General features: G+C 38.9%; 15 protein-coding genes. 1 reads left to right on the top strand and 14 read right to left on the bottom strand.

The window, feature by feature from the left end:
* Positions 1-389: 389 nt before the first annotated feature.
* The 12 genes from rfbA to BLR60_RS06315 form a co-directional block, all read right to left on the bottom strand.
* Positions 390-1,250 (bottom strand): glucose-1-phosphate thymidylyltransferase RfbA, encoded by an 861-nt coding sequence (gene rfbA / locus BLR60_RS06375; protein ID WP_090497946.1) that lies wholly within the window; start codon positions 1,248-1,250, stop codon positions 390-392.
* A gap of 71 nt (positions 1,251-1,321) precedes the next feature.
* Positions 1,322-2,179, bottom strand: coding sequence for a dTDP-4-dehydrorhamnose reductase (rfbD, locus tag BLR60_RS06370; RefSeq protein WP_090497944.1), 858 nt, complete (start codon positions 2,177-2,179; stop codon positions 1,322-1,324).
* Entirely contained in the window at positions 2,172-2,720 is a 549-nt protein-coding gene (gene rfbC / locus BLR60_RS06365) for a dTDP-4-dehydrorhamnose 3,5-epimerase (RefSeq protein ID WP_090497942.1), read from the bottom strand. The genes rfbD and rfbC overlap by 8 nt, the downstream gene beginning before the upstream one ends.
* Positions 2,720-3,772, bottom strand: a complete 1,053-nt coding sequence (rfbB, locus tag BLR60_RS06360) for a dTDP-glucose 4,6-dehydratase (protein ID WP_090497940.1) — start codon at positions 3,770-3,772, stop codon at positions 2,720-2,722. The genes rfbC and rfbB overlap by 1 nt, the downstream gene beginning before the upstream one ends.
* A gap of 211 nt (positions 3,773-3,983) precedes the next feature.
* Positions 3,984-4,547: a DUF3109 family protein gene (locus BLR60_RS06355; RefSeq protein WP_090498026.1), complete on the bottom strand. Its 564-nt coding sequence runs from the start codon at positions 4,545-4,547 to the stop codon at positions 3,984-3,986.
* Positions 4,548-4,549: 2 nt separating this feature from the next.
* Positions 4,550-5,323, bottom strand: a complete 774-nt coding sequence (locus BLR60_RS06350) for a DUF3108 domain-containing protein (RefSeq protein WP_090498023.1) — start codon at positions 5,321-5,323, stop codon at positions 4,550-4,552.
* Positions 5,324-5,543: 220 nt separating this feature from the next.
* A complete protein-coding gene (locus BLR60_RS06340; RefSeq protein ID WP_090497936.1) occupies positions 5,544-6,059 on the bottom strand; it encodes a DUF2480 family protein in 516 nt (171 codons plus the stop codon).
* 65 nt (positions 6,060-6,124) lie between these two features.
* A complete protein-coding gene (locus tag BLR60_RS06335; protein ID WP_090497934.1) occupies positions 6,125-8,209 on the bottom strand; it encodes a peptidylprolyl isomerase in 2,085 nt (694 codons plus the stop codon).
* 263 nt (positions 8,210-8,472) lie between these two features.
* Positions 8,473-9,045, bottom strand: a complete 573-nt coding sequence (locus BLR60_RS06330; RefSeq protein WP_090497932.1) for a hypothetical protein — start codon at positions 9,043-9,045, stop codon at positions 8,473-8,475.
* Complete coding sequence (locus BLR60_RS06325) at positions 9,045-10,337, bottom strand: BamG family beta-barrel-assembly machinery protein (protein WP_244155601.1); 1,293 nt, start codon at positions 10,335-10,337, stop codon at positions 9,045-9,047. Before BLR60_RS06325 ends, BLR60_RS06330 begins: the two co-directional genes overlap by 1 nt.
* Before the next feature lies 1 nt (position 10,338).
* A complete protein-coding gene (locus BLR60_RS06320) occupies positions 10,339-11,073 on the bottom strand; it encodes a type III pantothenate kinase (RefSeq protein WP_090497928.1) in 735 nt (244 codons plus the stop codon).
* A 153-nt stretch (positions 11,074-11,226) separates the two neighbouring features.
* Complete coding sequence (locus BLR60_RS06315; protein WP_090497926.1) at positions 11,227-12,207, bottom strand: DUF6427 family protein; 981 nt, start codon at positions 12,205-12,207, stop codon at positions 11,227-11,229.
* Between the two features lie 325 nt (positions 12,208-12,532).
* On the opposite strand from BLR60_RS06315, the gene BLR60_RS24800 reads away from it, so the two are divergent.
* Positions 12,533-12,682, top strand: a complete 150-nt coding sequence (locus BLR60_RS24800) for a hypothetical protein (protein ID WP_167354696.1) — start codon at positions 12,533-12,535, stop codon at positions 12,680-12,682.
* Between the two features lie 494 nt (positions 12,683-13,176).
* On the opposite strand, the gene BLR60_RS06310 is transcribed toward BLR60_RS24800, so the two are convergent.
* Together BLR60_RS06310 and BLR60_RS06305 are read right to left on the bottom strand one after the other, a co-directional pair.
* Entirely contained in the window at positions 13,177-14,166 is a 990-nt protein-coding gene (locus BLR60_RS06310) for a glycosyltransferase family protein (RefSeq protein WP_090497924.1), read from the bottom strand.
* Positions 14,167-14,186: 20 nt separating this feature from the next.
* Positions 14,187-15,041 (bottom strand): UDP-2,3-diacylglucosamine diphosphatase, encoded by an 855-nt coding sequence (locus BLR60_RS06305; RefSeq protein ID WP_090497921.1) that lies wholly within the window; start codon positions 15,039-15,041, stop codon positions 14,187-14,189.
* Between the last annotated feature and the right edge of the window lie 593 nt (positions 15,042-15,634).

The following is a 15,634-nucleotide window of genomic DNA, read 5'->3' as shown; positions in this document are numbered from 1 at the left end:
TCTTTAATCGCAAAGGAAACAAAGAGAAGACTTGAAGGCCACAGCATTGGATAGAGCGTAATGCTAAATCACTTAAATTCTTATATGTAAGATGGCCTATGCATTTACGGGTACTTCGCTGGCTACCATTGACAGACTCTACACGAAAACTCGTCATCTTTAACCGAGCAAAGCGAAGTGCCTGCCCGTACAGGCGGGGAGAGATCTACCTCGAGACAGATTTAGCTTCGCTGAGCCTTCGGCCTCTCGACTACGTTGCACTCCGTTCGAAATGACGATACTGGGAGGAGAATTAAATTATGCCTAAGTCGACAACCAACTAAAAATAGATCGCCGATAAACACTTTTGCATTTATCGGCGATTAATAAGCATCATATTTTTAATCAACTTACTTAATCTGCTTTAGCAGGTAACTGCCATAGCCACTTTTAACTAATGGCGTAGCAATAGCTTTAAGCTGCTCTGCATCAATAAAACCCATGCGGTAAGCAATCTCTTCAATACAGCCGATTTTTAAGCCCTGACGCTCTTCAATAATGCGTACAAATTCTCCTGCCTGCATTAAAGAGGCAAAGGTTCCCGTATCTAGCCAAGCCGTACCACGACTCAATACACCTACCTTTAGCTTTCCACGTTCTAAATACACCCGGTTTACATCAGTTATTTCGTATTCACCTCTAGGGGATGGCTTCACATTTTTGGCAATTTCCACGACTTCATTGTCGTAAAAATATAAACCCGGTACAGCATAATCTGATTTAGGTTGTTCAGGTTTTTCTTCGATGGAGATCGCTTTTTTATTTTCATCAAATTCAACCACACCATAACGCTCCGGATCTGCAACCTGGTAGGCAAATACCACTCCTCCTTCCGGATCAGCACTTTCCTGTAATAATTTCGACATCCCATCCCCATAGAAAATGTTATCTCCCAATACCAACGCCACTTTATCTGTTCCAATAAAATCTGCACCAATAACAAAGGCTTGAGCAAGCCCGTTAGGTTCTGCCTGTACCGCATAGCTGAATTTACAGCCCAGCGAAGCACCATCACCCAATAATTTCTCAAAATTAGGAAGATCATGCGGGGTAGAGATAATCAAAATTTCCTTTATCCCAGCTAACATTAGGGTAGATAGGGGATAATAGATCATCGGCTTATCATAAACCGGCATCATTTGCTTGCTACAGGCAAGGGTTAAAGGATGCAAACGGGTACCGCTGCCACCAGCTAAGATTATACCTTTCATATTAGTATTAGATTTGAGATTTGAGACAGTAGATTTGAGATGAATGGCGCTATCTCAAATCCGTATCACTTCTATTTATTAATTTGTTTTATACATTCCACTAAGCTGTCCCTCCAATAAGGGATATCTATATTAAATGTAGTTTTTATTTTAGATTTATCCATCACAGAAAATGCCGGACGGGTAGCTTTAGTTGGATAAGCGGAACCTGGAATAGGATTTACTTTAACTGCAGTTTCACTGATATTGAAAATCGCGGTAGCAAAATCGAACCAAGAGGTTACACCTTCATTACTGTAATGGTATATACCATAAGCATTTGAAGAGGATGCGATGATATCAAAAATTGCGTTTGCTAAATCTATAGCATAAGTCGGTGTACCTACCTGATCGGCTATGATATTCAATTCATCGCGTTCAGCACCAAGCTTTAACATGGTTTTTACAAAGTTGTTGGCATATTCGGAATATAACCAGCTGGTGCGGATAATGAAATGGGCAGGAAGTGTTGAAGCAACAGCCTTTTCTCCATCAAGTTTCGTTAAGCCATAAACATTGATCGGTTCAGCCTGATCATCTTCCTTTAGCAATTTAACTTCATTTCCTTTGAAAACAAAATCGGTAGAAACATGAACCAAAGTACTATTACTTGCCAAACAGGCAGCAGCCAGATGAGCTGCGCCGGTTTCATTAATGGCCTTAGCCAGATCGACCTCGTCTTCGGCTTTATCAACAGCCGTATAAGCGGCACAGTTGATGACGTAAACAGGCTGTTCTTTCGACAAAAGATCCTTTAACCCTGCTGCATTTAAAATATTGGCGTCCTGTTCTGCCGGAAAAACGATTTCAGTAATTCCTCTGCGTTCTGCCACGACCTTTAAACACTGACCTAATTGTCCGCCAGCACCAATTACTAATATTTTATCCATGTTGTAATTCAGCAAATGGTTTTAAAAGCATGTCTTTTTCAGAAATCGACTCCATACCGGCTGGAATAAGCCAGTCGATATTCAGATCAGTATCATTATAGATGACACCGGTTTCTGAGGCCTTATTATAAAAATTGTCGCATTTGTAAAGAAACTCTACCGTTTCGCTTAACACCGAAAAGCCGTGTACAAATCCACGGGGAATGTACAATTGCAATTTATTTTCGGCACTTAAACGTACCGCCACATGCTGGCCGTAAGTTGGAGAACCCGGACGCACATCTACCGCTACATCCAGCACTTCTCCCTTGGTTACACGCACCAGTTTCGCCTGTGCAAAAGCACCGGTTTGCGCATGTAAACCACGGATTACGCCATAGGAGGAATAGGATTGGTTATCCTGTACGAAGGCGCCGGACAGGCCAGTTTTATCTTCGAAAGTTTGCTGATTAAAGCTTTCGAAAAAGTAACCACGTGCATCATCAAAAACCCTTGGTTTTAAAATCAGACAGTCTTTTATACCAGTTTCTGTAATTTCCATTATTTAGAACTGTACTGCTGCTCGTAATAAGATTGGTAATTGCCTGAGGTAACGTTATTTAACCAGTCTTCGTTTTGTAAATACCAGTCGACGGTTTTAGCTAAACCTTCTTCAAATTGTAAACTTGGCACCCAATCTAATTGATTTTGCAGTTTGCTCGAATCGATGGCATAACGCAAATCATGACCAGCGCGGTCGGTTACATAGGTAATCAATTTGGCTGATTCACCTGCTTCGCGACCCAGTTTTTGATCCATGATGGTACAAAGCAAATTGATCAGATCGATATTTTTCCACTCATTATGGCCGCCAATATTATAGGTGTCGCCTGTTTTTGAGTGATGAAAAATGACATCAATTGCTCTGGCATGGTCTTCTACCCATAACCAGTCGCGTACATTTTCCCCTTTACCATATACGGGTACAGGTTTGTTATTTTTGATATTATTAATGGCTAAAGGAATCAGTTTCTCAGGGAAATGATGCGAACCATAATTGTTTGAGCAATTAGAAATAACACAATCCATTCCATAGGTATCGTGATACGCACGCACAAAATGATCTGAACTCGCTTTTGATGCTGAATATGGACTATGCGGATCGTAAGCAGTAGTTTCAGTGAACATGCCTTTTTCTCCTAATGCACCATAAACTTCATCGGTACTCACGTGATAAAAACGTTTTTTATCATAATCACCTTTCCAATATTCGCGGGCCGCATTTAATAAATTTACGGTACCGATTACATTGGTGATTACAAAAGCAGTAGGATCTGAAATGGAACGATCTACGTGGCTTTCTGCTGCAAGGTGAATCACAGCATCGAAATTTTCTGCTTTGAACAGCTCAAACATTGCTGTAGCATCTGTAATATCTTCCTTTACAAATCTGTAATTTGGCTTATTTTCGATATCGGTTAAGTTGGCTAGATTACCTGCGTAGGTCAGTTTATCTAAATTGACAATCTCATATTGAGGATAGTGATTAACAAAACGGCGAACTACGTGAGAACCAATAAAGCCCGCACCACCAGTGATTAAGATTTTTTTCACAGTTATAAAATGAATTTCAGTCGGCTAAAATAAGTTAGATTTAGGCAAAAAACAACTTAATTCAGACATAAATACAAAACTGAAAGAATCATATAGTAGTATTCGGCCTATTTTTTAGCCTGCGATTTAAAATATATAGATGACATTACACATGAAATAGATAAGCGCACCTAAAGGATAGATAAAGCAAACACAGGCTTTGCAATATAAATTACATGGCCGCCACCGAACTTTCTAATTCTTTGTACCAGTCCTCACCATATTTACGGATCAGTGGTCCTTTTAAGAAGCTATATACCGGAACTTTAAGTTCACGGCCAAAAGTACAGGCATCATGGCAGATATGCCAACGGTCATAATTGAGCACTTCAAATTCAGGGTATTTGGTGATCCGGATAGGGTAAAGGTGGCAGGAAATCGGCTTCTGCCAATCTACAATCCCCTGCTCGTATGCTTTTTCAATGGCGCATTTGGTAATACCGCCTTCGAACAACACATAAGCGCATTCTTTATTTTTATCGACACAAGGGGTGGTTAAATCGCCATCTTCATCCACTACATAAACGCCTTGCTCCTCAATAGCTTTAATACCTTTTTCGTTTAACAAGTGTTTTATTTTCGGATAAATCTCTTCCAGAACGGCTTTTTCATCATGATCCAAAGGTGCGCCAGAATCGCCTTCTACACAGCAGATTCCTTTACATTTGCTTAAATTACAAACAAAGTTTTCCTTTAATACATCTTCGTGCACCAGCACCTGTTCTACTTCTATCATCATTATTCTTTTGCTAAAGCATATTTCAGCCCACTGGCCGACTTTAATTCCATGGTAACCGCACCAACCAATATTTCAACCTGCGCCTTAACCGGCACCCGGTTACCATCGTCAGTTACCCAAAGGTATAAACGGCTATCTTTTTTAAAGATCCGGCCAGGTTTAATCGATGGGCTAAATTTCAGACAGCGGATATTGCCCAATTTGTTCTTAACCGTTTCTTTACCTACATATTCTACCTCAAGCGCTGAAATTTCATCACCCAGGAAATAGTTCAGCTTAAACTTATCGCCAACTTTAATTTTACTCATATCCAGGCTCCGGGCAAAATAATAAGCCGAAACCAGATCAAAAGTTTGATTGGTTGGTGTGCTAAAGGTACCTCTATTCGAAACGACTTTCTTCCCATCCTGATTAAAACGTGCCTTATCCTGCCGTTTATAACTGGCCTCACGGATATTCTCCTGATAGAAATAAGGTAAAAGATCAGTTTTATCAATATAAGAATCGTAATGATCCCTTATTTTATAAAAAATATCAAAAGTACCTGAAGTTTGCGCGTCAACCGTAAGTTTATACGTAGGTTTATTATCAAACTTTAAATCAGAATTGGTCACTTTTATCGTGGCTTCTGCCGCAGTGATAAATCCATACCTTAATTTATACTGTAGAACTTCACCTTCCTGAAATACAGCTTCTTTCTTTAGGGGAAGCTGCTGAGCCATCGTAAAGAGACTACATAGACCAGCCGTAACCGTTATCAATAATTTTTTCATTGCTTTTGTACTCATTTGTGTGTTATGAGGAAAAAACCATTTTTAAAAATGTAGTTAAATTTTCCCTTTATGAAGATATACAAAAAGCCAACCAAAATTTAATCTTTCTTATATTCATGCTTACTACGAACCACAGATTGATTAATAATATTCCCTTTGAACCGTACTTCCGATATAAGTTAAAAGTTGACGATCACTTAGGGCAAGTAAGCTTAAAAATTTAATCTTTTCTTTTATAAACAGGTACGGTAGAGCAAGGCTCGCCAAACATAATGCTCTTAACGACCGGGGTAAGCAAATTGGTAACTTCTACATAGGCAGCAACAGGCACCTCAATATCGCCGCAACCTTTTACCACCACCCGCTCGTTCGCATAATCCTGGGGATTAATTTTAGCCAATGCCTTGGTAAATAAGACCGCTTCTAATGTATTCAGATCGCCAAATACGACTTCATTAGCATAAGGCTTTAACTTATTGGCCAAAAGCATATATGCCCAGGTAGGTACAATGGCATCTGCAGAACAGGTAATGGCCACATTCTTACCCTGATACTGTGCCCAGTCGTGATCCTTTATAAATGCCCGAAAATCTTTTTCCCTCAGCATTAAACCATGAAAGAGATTATCTACAATATCATATACAACCCTTTCGCCTTTATGATAAAAATCTTCAAGGTTTAAGGTAACCAAACCACTATTGGCAACTTTATTTACGATGTTTTCCTGAATGTCCATGACCTTAAATAAAAAAACCGTCCCGACTGAACGTCGGAACGGTTACAAAATTACGTATTTTCTGATTAATAGAATTTCACACGATTGTCTTTTATCTTGGCATTATCTTGCAAAGCCTGGAAAGCTGATCCTAATGAACGCTGACCTAAACTCAATAACATGCTTTCTTTCTGTTTAAACATATTTGCAATTGGTGCGGGGTTTGTAAATCCATCAACAGTAAATACATATACACCACGCTCGCCCTGAACCGGAGCAGACAATTTGCCCGGCTGTGAACCAAATACACTACCTACCAATGCATTTTCTTGTGCAACACCTGGAATTACAGGATTAGCAAATACGACGTTCTGAACTGGATTAACCGGACGGGCCACTTTAGCCGCAACCTGATCAATACTTCCTTTACCTGCATTGGCTAATTTCTCTTTCAATTGTTTTGCTTTAACCGCGTTGAGTACCATCGGTTCTATTTCTTTCTTTACATCAGCCAATGATAAAATACCTTTCGGGCTAATGTTGGTTAAGCGTGCTACCACGTAAGCATTGCTCATGGTATAAATTTCAGGTAAAACATCACCTTTATCTGCTGCGTAAGCATCCTGGATCAGTTTACGTGGGTTATCTAAACCTGCTGCAAATCCCTGTGTTGCGGCCACCTTATCAGCAACTGCTACTTTTAATCCTTTTTGCGCTGCAAATTTATTGAAATCGTTACCTTTTGCATCGGTTAAGAAACTGCTCGCCGCTTTATAAGCAGCTGCCTGAGTTTTGCTACTTGCTGCCAATGCTTTTTCTACATAAGCAAGTTTAGCTACTTTAGAAGAACCGATCTGTTTTTCGATTTTAATTACATGGTAACCAAACTGAGATTTTACCACTTTAATATCTCCGGTTTTACCATCAAAAGCAGCATTTTCGAATTCAGGAACCATTGCACCACGTGCGAAAGTACCCAACTCGCCACCTTTATCTTTAGAACCATCTACACTATAGTTTTTAGCCAGTTCGGCAAAATTGCCACCTTTTAAAATTAAGCCTTTTAATGAATCAGCTAATTTAACTGCTTTATCTTCGCCACCAACTTTAGCCGGATCGATTAAGATATGACTTGCTTTTACCGAATCCGGAGAAATACGGGTAGCCACCACTTTTACAATTTTGTACGAGTTACCGCTTAATTTCGGGCCATAAAAACTACCTGCAGGTAAAGAAAACACTGCCGAATCAACAGCTGGGTCCAATTTACCTTTTGTAATATAAGTAAAAGGAACTTTTACGTCTGAATTGATCGCTGCGAAAAGTGAATCATTTTTAGCTACCTGGAAATCAGCAGCAATTTTATCTACCTGAGCTTTGATTGCCAATGAATCTGCTTTATTAGGGCTGATACTGAAAGTAACATACTCAAAAGCACGGGTTTCTTGCGGATTGTTGAAACGCGCTTTGTTCTGATCGTAATATTCTGAATAATCAGCATCAGTTAATTTAACTGACTTATCAGGAACTGAAGCATAATCTAAACTTACATATTTAAAGTTAGCCAGTTTGTTACGGTTGTTATACTCATCAGTAGCTTCTAATGAAGTTACATAAACCGAGTTACGGATTAAGTTAGAATATTTGGTTTGTAATGCCTGGTTTTTAATCTCCTCCTGTAACATGTTAGATTGTTGCAATGCCTGAGGTTCTTTCGATTTTAAAAAGTTCATCAGGGTAGCACGGTCTAACTGTCCGGTTTGTGGATTAGAAAAATATTGTTTGATTAATGGGCTAGGATTCTGACCCTGTAATAAATCCAACAGTTCGTCTTCTGATATGGTTAAACCCAAACGATCATATTCTTTAGTTAACAAAACTTTTGCCAACTCAGCATTCCATGCCTGATCTACAGCCATAGCAGTCATCTGTGCATTGGCACTACCACCATATTGTTGTTTCATCTGGTTCACACCCTGATCAACCTTTGGTCCGAACTCATCGATATTGATATCGTTACCATCTATAGATCCTACCACTTTTTGATTTGCCGACCAAAAAGGTTTACCCACGTTAATTGCATCACCTACTAAAAATGCAACAATTGCAAAACCGATTGCAAAGACCAGAATATAGCCTGCACGGTTGCGCAAAAATGTCATTAATCCCATATTGTATTTTATAATTTATTTAGTTCTTTTTTAAGAGGGCGCAAGATACAAATTTGCCTTAAAAAAGAAAACACAAAATTTTATTTATCAAGCACCTAATTATTAAGGGGATGGAAGAGGTAAAAATGGAGGAAGGAAGAGTTAAGAATGGAAGATGGAAAGGGAAAATTAGCTTTGAATTTATAGATATGTTGATGGTTTTCGACTTCCTCAACCATCTCAAATCTCACATCTCAAATCTCACATCTCACATTTTAAATCAATTAAGGCGCTACACCTTCTTTCATATTCAATTCACCATTTCCGCTATCCATTTCGTATGTACTAAAATCTTGTGGTGCCTTGAAATTTATTCCTTCACCCACGCTTCCGTCAATTCCCTTAACATATACACGTTGGTGGGAATAGAAAATCTTCTTCGATTCATCCCAGATCAGTTCCTCAGAAGAAAAAGTATCACCTTTACTGCTCTTCACCACTACATTTTTCCGGAATTCGGTTTTAAGTTCATTATCCCTCCTGATGGCATAGTCGCAAACCAGGTTTCCATCAATGGTGCCATTAGGATTATAAAAATCGATGTTAACTCCTTTAATCATCTCCTGATAAGCGCTTCCATTAGCGGGTGTAACCTTATCGAGTATCGGGGCAACACCTTTTGCTTTGATCCTTGCAGAATCGCTGTAAATAATATCTACACCTAGCGTACGGTCGCGGGAGAGGATAGCCTTATTTATTGAAACGGAATTTGCTTTTTTTAGATCGTCGTCTCCACAGGAAGCCAGAAAAAGAGGCATGACCAGGAACAGACCATATAAAAATACTTTCAATTTCATTAATCTACACGGTACTTACGGAACCAGGTATCGTTCAAGGTAAAACCTAAGTGGAAATTGATATACTGTTCCTTAACCAGGTTATTGTTTAATGTTCCTCTTTGTCCTAACTCTGTTGTAAAGTTGATTTTATAAAATGCAGTACCGCCATTAGCAGTAGGTAACGGGAAACCAAAACCTAAAGATGCCCCCATTTGTTTGATATCCTGATTACCGATTTTAATATAAGTTTTATCGTAATTAAAGCCAATGCGGTAATCTATACGTTTCATGTAACTGTTATATGAAAATGCATCAGGGGTCCACTGGCCACCCAAAGAAGCTCCCCAACTATCCTGCAAACCCTGGTTTACATCATTAATACTCGTTTTAGACCATTTACCCATTCTAAAATCGGCACCGATTAACCATTTATCATTCTGTTGGATAGCGATCCCAAAATTATGTGTTAAGGGTAAAGTAAGATTAGATTTTCCGTTATTTACGGCATTTAAAGTATCAGCTGCAGTACTTTCATTCCCATCCTGGTCTCTTGTATACAGTGTAGCATAAGAAGATAGTGTGGAGTTTACTTTTCCGGAAGTACTTCCAGAGTAACCTAGGGTCACAATCGTTTTCTTGCCTAATGTAAAATCGTACTGGATACCATAAGAATAACTTAAGCCTGCAACACTATTTTTAGTCTGAAGTTTTGCATTATAAGAACCTACACTATTAAACTCTGTAGCGCGGCTGGTTTGAAGATTTCCGAAAATATATTCCAGGTTACCACCAATTCTTAAATGATCGCCAAAACGGTAACCATAGCCCAAATAAGCTTTTGATAAACCACCTTCACCTTCATAAAGCTGATTCAATGTTGTCGTATCAACTTTTACCGTATTCCTGTAATTATAACCCAGATCAGAATAAGGCAAAATACCAAAACTCAATGCCGATCTTCTGGTAACCGGTGCTGCAAAAGCCAGGTGACTAAAAGTAGAATTAAAACTCGATTCGCTTAAGTTATTGCGTGTTAGGTTGGTTACACTTGCACTCATGCCAATATCAATCGTTGTTAATGTAATACCAGCGTATGATGCCGGGTTCTGCATATTGATGTTATTGAAACCGGTAACTTTGCTCACTGCAGTAGAGATTCCGCCCATTGCCCTAAACTGGGGCAATAAAGATCCTTTGATATTTCCAAGCCCATATCTTGAATATGGTGATGAAGTGGTAACCTGTGCCTGAGCACTTAAACCACAAACTAGAACGATTATGGCCGCAATATAATTTATTCTTTTGTACATTTTAATCTGCAATAGCTTCATTTAATCCTTTTAATACTAAGTAAGGATCTTTTATAATTTGAGGCGCAAAGATGCTGTTTTGTAATTGTTTATACAAAAAATTAGCATCTCCCCCCGTTATAATTACCTTCAGAGCACTTTCTTTTTTATTATTTAGGGCAATAAAGCCTTCAATTTCGTTTATTATTCCTTGTAAAACGCCATTTTTAATTGCCGATTGGGTATCAATGCCTTCTACTATATCTTCATTTGCATCCCACTCTACCAAAGGTAAACGGCCGGTAAATTCGTGTACCGCCCTAAACCGCATTTTAATCCCCGGGCTTATACTACCTCCGAAATATTCTTTCGAACTGTTTAACGCATCGTAAGTAATACAGGTACCCGCATCAACCACCAAACTTGCATTTGCCGGATGCAGACCATTTGCGCCTAAAATTGCTGCCCACCTATCTAAACCCAAAGTAACCGGCGTTTTATATCTGTTTTGCACCCCATTTGTTAACAAGGTCGAAAAACGGATATACTCGGTATGCTTTTTTAAAAATACTTCTAATGGCCCTATTGCCTGGTTAACACTGCTGATGATAGATTTTGCTGGCGAAAACTTTTCGATCAATTGAGCCAGGTCAAGTATTCCAATCTTATTGAAACGCTGATGGTGAACAATTTCTTTATTTGCAAAGACACCAACCTTAACCGCAGAATTTCCAATATCAATGCTTAAGCTGCGCATTTAATCTCCCGCTGCAAATAATATATTCTTAGAAATTCCAATGACCTCATCTTTTATCCATCTTAATTAAAACTCAAAAAGCTTTAATTCTAAAATCATCCACAAAGCTATCAATCTTTGTTAAGTTTCGTTCTAGTTTTTTGTTAAAAAAGGTTAAACAAACAGAAAATACTGTATCGATAGCACAAATAAAACGAACAATGTTTCGTAAAACCAGCGTTTTTTGGCATTGCTAAAATAGTAAGCCAAAAGTACCGATCCGGGGGGCACGCAAAGCAAAAAATGCCAGGTCCTGAAATCGGGTTTAAGGTAAAAGCTAGCTGCAGAAATAATAAACATGAAAAACAACAGCTGAAAACTTTTCCTTGTACTGATAAAACTCCTGAAGAAATTTTCGCGGAGTTGCAGCGATGCCAATATGATAATGACCGTTACCGGGATGAGCACCAGATAATCATTATAATTGATTTTAAATACTGAAGGAAACTTGTTACTCAATGGTCTCCAAATTTGATAAAATGAGCTTAAATTATCATTCCAGTAATAGAAAACAGCCAAAAAAAAGAAAACCGTAATAAAACCAATTAAGCCTGCCACCCATTCGCGCCAATTAAACGACCTAAAAAGCAACAGCGCTAAAAAGATCATCATCAACATGGCCATAAACGGAAAGTAGATTAATGTTCCAACGCCTATAATCATCCCGATATCAAAAATGGTGGTAATGGAATTCGCACTTTTGCCCAGTTTTAAAAACTTATCGATGATCCAGATGAGCAAAAAGTTACATAACAATGCCGGACTTAAGATCATAAAAGGCATAAACAAACTGGTTCCCGTAATAAACATTAATCCCGGCAGGAAACTGGGTTTAGCCAATAAATTATGGTTGTTTACCACCCGGTTAAAAATTAAAGCCTGGATATAAACCAAAAGTGCTGCAATAACAATATTGGTATAGGGGGTAAAAGCATGATCTAAGTCTATGTTGATCAGCAATCGGGCAAAGGGTTCTAAAAAATCAAAGTTCAGCTGATCATGCGTTTCATGAAGAATGGCAATACGTAAAAAGAACGTGTACGCCAGCAAGAATACGAGGTTAATTGGATTTAGCTTTCTAAACTGATTAATCATGCCTTTTTAAAGAGTAGACAAAGTAAAGAAAATAATTTAAGAGTAGGGGAAGAAAGATAAAAGTGGAAAGACTAAAGCCTAAGATCAAAAAGTATATTTCAGATATTGAAAAAATTGTTAGTCTTATTAATAATTTATGGTATAAAATCAATATGAGTGAAATATAAATTTAGGCAGATAATATTCCTCGAGAGAATCGTCATTCCCAACTTGATTGGGAATCTTAAAGCGCTTGTTTTAAGATTCCCGCATGCGCGAGAATGACGACCACACCAGTGGATTCTGGTAGCGGAGTCGAAGACAGTTTGGTAAGTGAAAAAGGTGTATGCTGAAGCGCGAATGTGTTATTTTTTTTGAAAAGCAGGTTTCTGTTCTTTTCGGTTCCGGTAGTCCTGCCATCCGCTTTATCCCGATGGAAAAATCGGGATGCCCGCTCCTGTCAGGTTTAGGTTACGAAGTAGGTGCCACAGATTAAATAAGCGAAGGCCAAAGCGAACAGGTAAAAGTAAAAAGCTCCAATAGACGTTTATCGCTAACCATGCCCAAAAGTGCTGCTGTGAGTTAAATAAACCCGGGAGTAGCGGCAGCCCCGATCCTTCATCGGGCTATAGCGAATAACGGGGCTGCACAAGCCAGGAGCTACTGGCATTCATTTCCAAATCCGCCAGCTAACTGATGCATAAATTCATCATGGAAATCCTTCGACTACGCTACCATTGACGAGCTCCACAAGTGCAGTCGTCATCTCGACTGTAGCGCAGCGAAATGGAGAGATCTTTGGACCAGAGTTATTGAAATCTATTTTAAAAGATTTCTCCCCGCCTGTACGGGCAGGCACTGCGGTCGAAATGACGACACTTAGAGACCATTCAGCTTCTTTACCATCGGTTATTCCTATTTATTTATACAATAAATTATTCCTCAGAACAACAAATCGACAGTGCTTAACTTTGGACTACAGACTATAAACTAAACCCTGGCGTATTTCTTCACCATATCATCAATAATCTGGGCGGTTTCATCCGGAAAATCGAATTCATGTTTTTGAGGATTTTCTACCCAGTTTTTAATAATTGGCAACCAGTTACGGGTACTTCCCCAAATTACTGGTAAACCAAACTGTTTTAAGGCATAAGCATTACACTGCTGTTCGAACTGGAAACGCATCGGTGCAACAAGTAGCTTTTTCTTTAGATAAAGTGCTTCGGCGGGTCCTTCAAAACCACCACCCGTAAATAAACCTTCGCAGGTAGCCAGGCTTTTATTAAATTTTTCGTTGTTAACAGGCTCTACAAAAACATTCTCTTCCTGATAGGCCACTTTGCTGTGTTTGGAGAACACCTGCCAGGTAACATTTGGTAATTGTTTAAAGAGCTTTACCAGGCGTTTATCATCAATGGCTGGGAGATAAACTGTATAATGTCCTAAATTTTCACTTTTCAGGTTTCGGATTTCTGCCCTGATTACCGGCGTATGGATAAAGCTATCATAACGGTCGAAATGAAAGCCAATATGATATTTGGTAGGCGCATAACGGCTTAAAATAAGCTTGCCCCAATCTAAAGTTCTGGGCCGGGGTACTTTTTTTGATTTAAATGCAGCCTGGTGACTTAGTGACACACATTCTATGCCCTGCAATTTACAGGCCCATGCACTCACCGGCTCAAAATCGTTAACAATTAAATTATATTCTTTAAGCGGCAGTTGTTTCATATCTTTCCTAAAACGGAAAAGATTCATGTTTAACCAAGTTTTATAATGGTCTACACCACCTTTTTTACCAAAGATAAAACTGAAACCATGTAATTGGTATTTTACGGGCTGACTCAATTTCACATCGGCCTGTGTACCACTCACCAAAATGTCAAGTTCGCCATATTTTTGAAGCAAAGGAATAATTTCCCTCGCTCTGCTGATGTGACCGTTACCCGTTCCCTGTATTGCGTAAAGTATCTTCATTTATGCCCGAATATCTAAAATTATTGGGCAATTTCATATTTTATATTCTGCAAAAGAATATTTATATCGAGTTTGCTTTTTAAATCTTCTGCATCAGAAAGCATTCCCTCATCTAACTGGTCTTTTGTAAAATGCTGGTGTTCATACTTAAACACGGTCCAGGTTTTATCCTGATATTCCAAGGCGGTTAAACTTTCTACCCAATCGCCGCTGTTCAGATAAGTTACTTTTCCCGCTTCTGTGGCAATTTCGCGTTGCTCGGCCTGGTGAATATGTCCACACACAACATATTCATAACCCTTTTCAATAGCCAGTTCTGCTGCAGTTTGTTCAAAACTGTTGATGAACTTAACGGCATCTTTAAACCTGGCTTTGATTTTTTTAGAGAAGCTCATTTTTTCCCGTCCAAATGCGGTAAGTACCCAATTTACGAAACTATTAATCAGGATTAGCGTATCATAACCAACCGCACCCAATTTAGCCAGCCACTTGGAATGTTGCATGGTTACATCAAAAACGTCACCGTGAAAAAACCAGGCCTTTTTTCCGTCCAGTTCTAAAATCAGTTTATTCTGCAAATGAAAACTTCCCATTTCCATACCGTCGAATTTGCGGAGCATCTCATCATGATTGCCTGTGAGATAGTGAACCTGAACACCCTCTGAAACGAATTTCATGAGTTTACGGATCACTTTCATATGCGCTTCAGGCCAGTAACTTTTGCTGAACTGCCAGATATCGATAATATCACCGTTTAAGATCAGTATCTTAGGTTTTATGCTCTTAAGATATTTTAGCAGTTCTTTTGCATGGCAACCATAGGTACCTAAATGTACGTCGGAGATTACGACTACATCCACATTTCTTTTATCCATAAAAGGAAAATTTAGGGGGGAAGCATCTTGTTACCGCCCGGTTAAAGCAGTTCAGAGATAAATTAGCAGCTTTACCACTCTTCTTCCTCATCGAGTTTTACCTCAAAGGGGCTAAAGAAATAAAGTACAACAATTAATAAACACACGGCAAAGAATGATTCTAACATATCATCTGATTTACGTTACAAAGATAAGACACTGGATATCAAACAAATGTTACGACATTGTTAAATTTTAGTTCGGAGGTTAATTGGTTCAGTAGTTCATTTGCCACTGGTTGATTGGTGACTACGAACTGCTAATTAAAAACTGGGTATTGGTTAATTGTTTATTTGGTTAACCCCATTGTGGCAATTGTTAGGTTGTTCAATTGCTTACGGTCTAGTTAGGATGGTTAATCGGTTAATTAATACTTATTGCCTGAAGATCCTTCCACGCTACCATTGACAGATTCCAATAGAACGGTCGTCATCGACCGAAGCAACGCGAAGTGGAGAGATCTATCCAGCAGATTTCTCGGCTACGCTGTGCTCCGCTCGAAATGACGGAAAAAGTAAACGAATGACACATAGAAACAGATGATCGACTTCGAA

The sequence above is a fragment of the Pedobacter terrae genome (assembly GCF_900100705.1).
GTDB lineage: Bacteria > Bacteroidota > Bacteroidia > Sphingobacteriales > Sphingobacteriaceae > Pedobacter > Pedobacter terrae.
Note: the sequence above shows the minus strand (reverse complement) of the source record. Positions and strands in the feature narration are given on the sequence as shown.

Excerpts from the sequence above, each read along its gene's own strand:
- rfbA (WP_090497946.1), bottom strand. The coding sequence starts at position 1,250 with ATGAAAGGTATAATCTTAGCTGGTGGCAGCGGTACCCGTTTGCATCCT.
- rfbD (WP_090497944.1), bottom strand. The coding sequence starts at position 2,179 with ATGGATAAAATATTAGTAATTGGTGCTGGCGGACAATTAGGTCAGTGT.
- rfbC (WP_090497942.1), bottom strand. The coding sequence starts at position 2,720 with ATGGAAATTACAGAAACTGGTATAAAAGACTGTCTGATTTTAAAACCA.
- BLR60_RS06355 (WP_090498026.1), bottom strand. The coding sequence starts at position 4,547 with ATGATAGAAGTAGAACAGGTGCTGGTGCACGAAGATGTATTAAAGGAA.
- BLR60_RS06350 (WP_090498023.1), bottom strand. The coding sequence starts at position 5,323 with ATGAAAAAATTATTGATAACGGTTACGGCTGGTCTATGTAGTCTCTTT.
- BLR60_RS06340 (WP_090497936.1), bottom strand. The coding sequence starts at position 6,059 with ATGGACATTCAGGAAAACATCGTAAATAAAGTTGCCAATAGTGGTTTG.
- BLR60_RS06335 (WP_090497934.1), bottom strand. The coding sequence starts at position 8,209 with ATGGGATTAATGACATTTTTGCGCAACCGTGCAGGCTATATTCTGGTC.
- BLR60_RS06330 (WP_090497932.1), bottom strand. The coding sequence starts at position 9,045 with ATGAAATTGAAAGTATTTTTATATGGTCTGTTCCTGGTCATGCCTCTT.
- BLR60_RS06325 (WP_244155601.1), bottom strand. The coding sequence starts at position 10,337 with ATGTACAAAAGAATAAATTATATTGCGGCCATAATCGTTCTAGTTTGT.
- BLR60_RS06320 (WP_090497928.1), bottom strand. The coding sequence starts at position 11,073 with ATGCGCAGCTTAAGCATTGATATTGGAAATTCTGCGGTTAAGGTTGGT.
- BLR60_RS06315 (WP_090497926.1), bottom strand. The coding sequence starts at position 12,207 with ATGATTAATCAGTTTAGAAAGCTAAATCCAATTAACCTCGTATTCTTG.
- BLR60_RS24800 (WP_167354696.1), top strand. The coding sequence starts at position 12,533 with ATGCTGAAGCGCGAATGTGTTATTTTTTTTGAAAAGCAGGTTTCTGTT.
- BLR60_RS06310 (WP_090497924.1), bottom strand. The coding sequence starts at position 14,166 with ATGAAGATACTTTACGCAATACAGGGAACGGGTAACGGTCACATCAGC.
- BLR60_RS06305 (WP_090497921.1), bottom strand. The coding sequence starts at position 15,041 with ATGGATAAAAGAAATGTGGATGTAGTCGTAATCTCCGACGTACATTTA.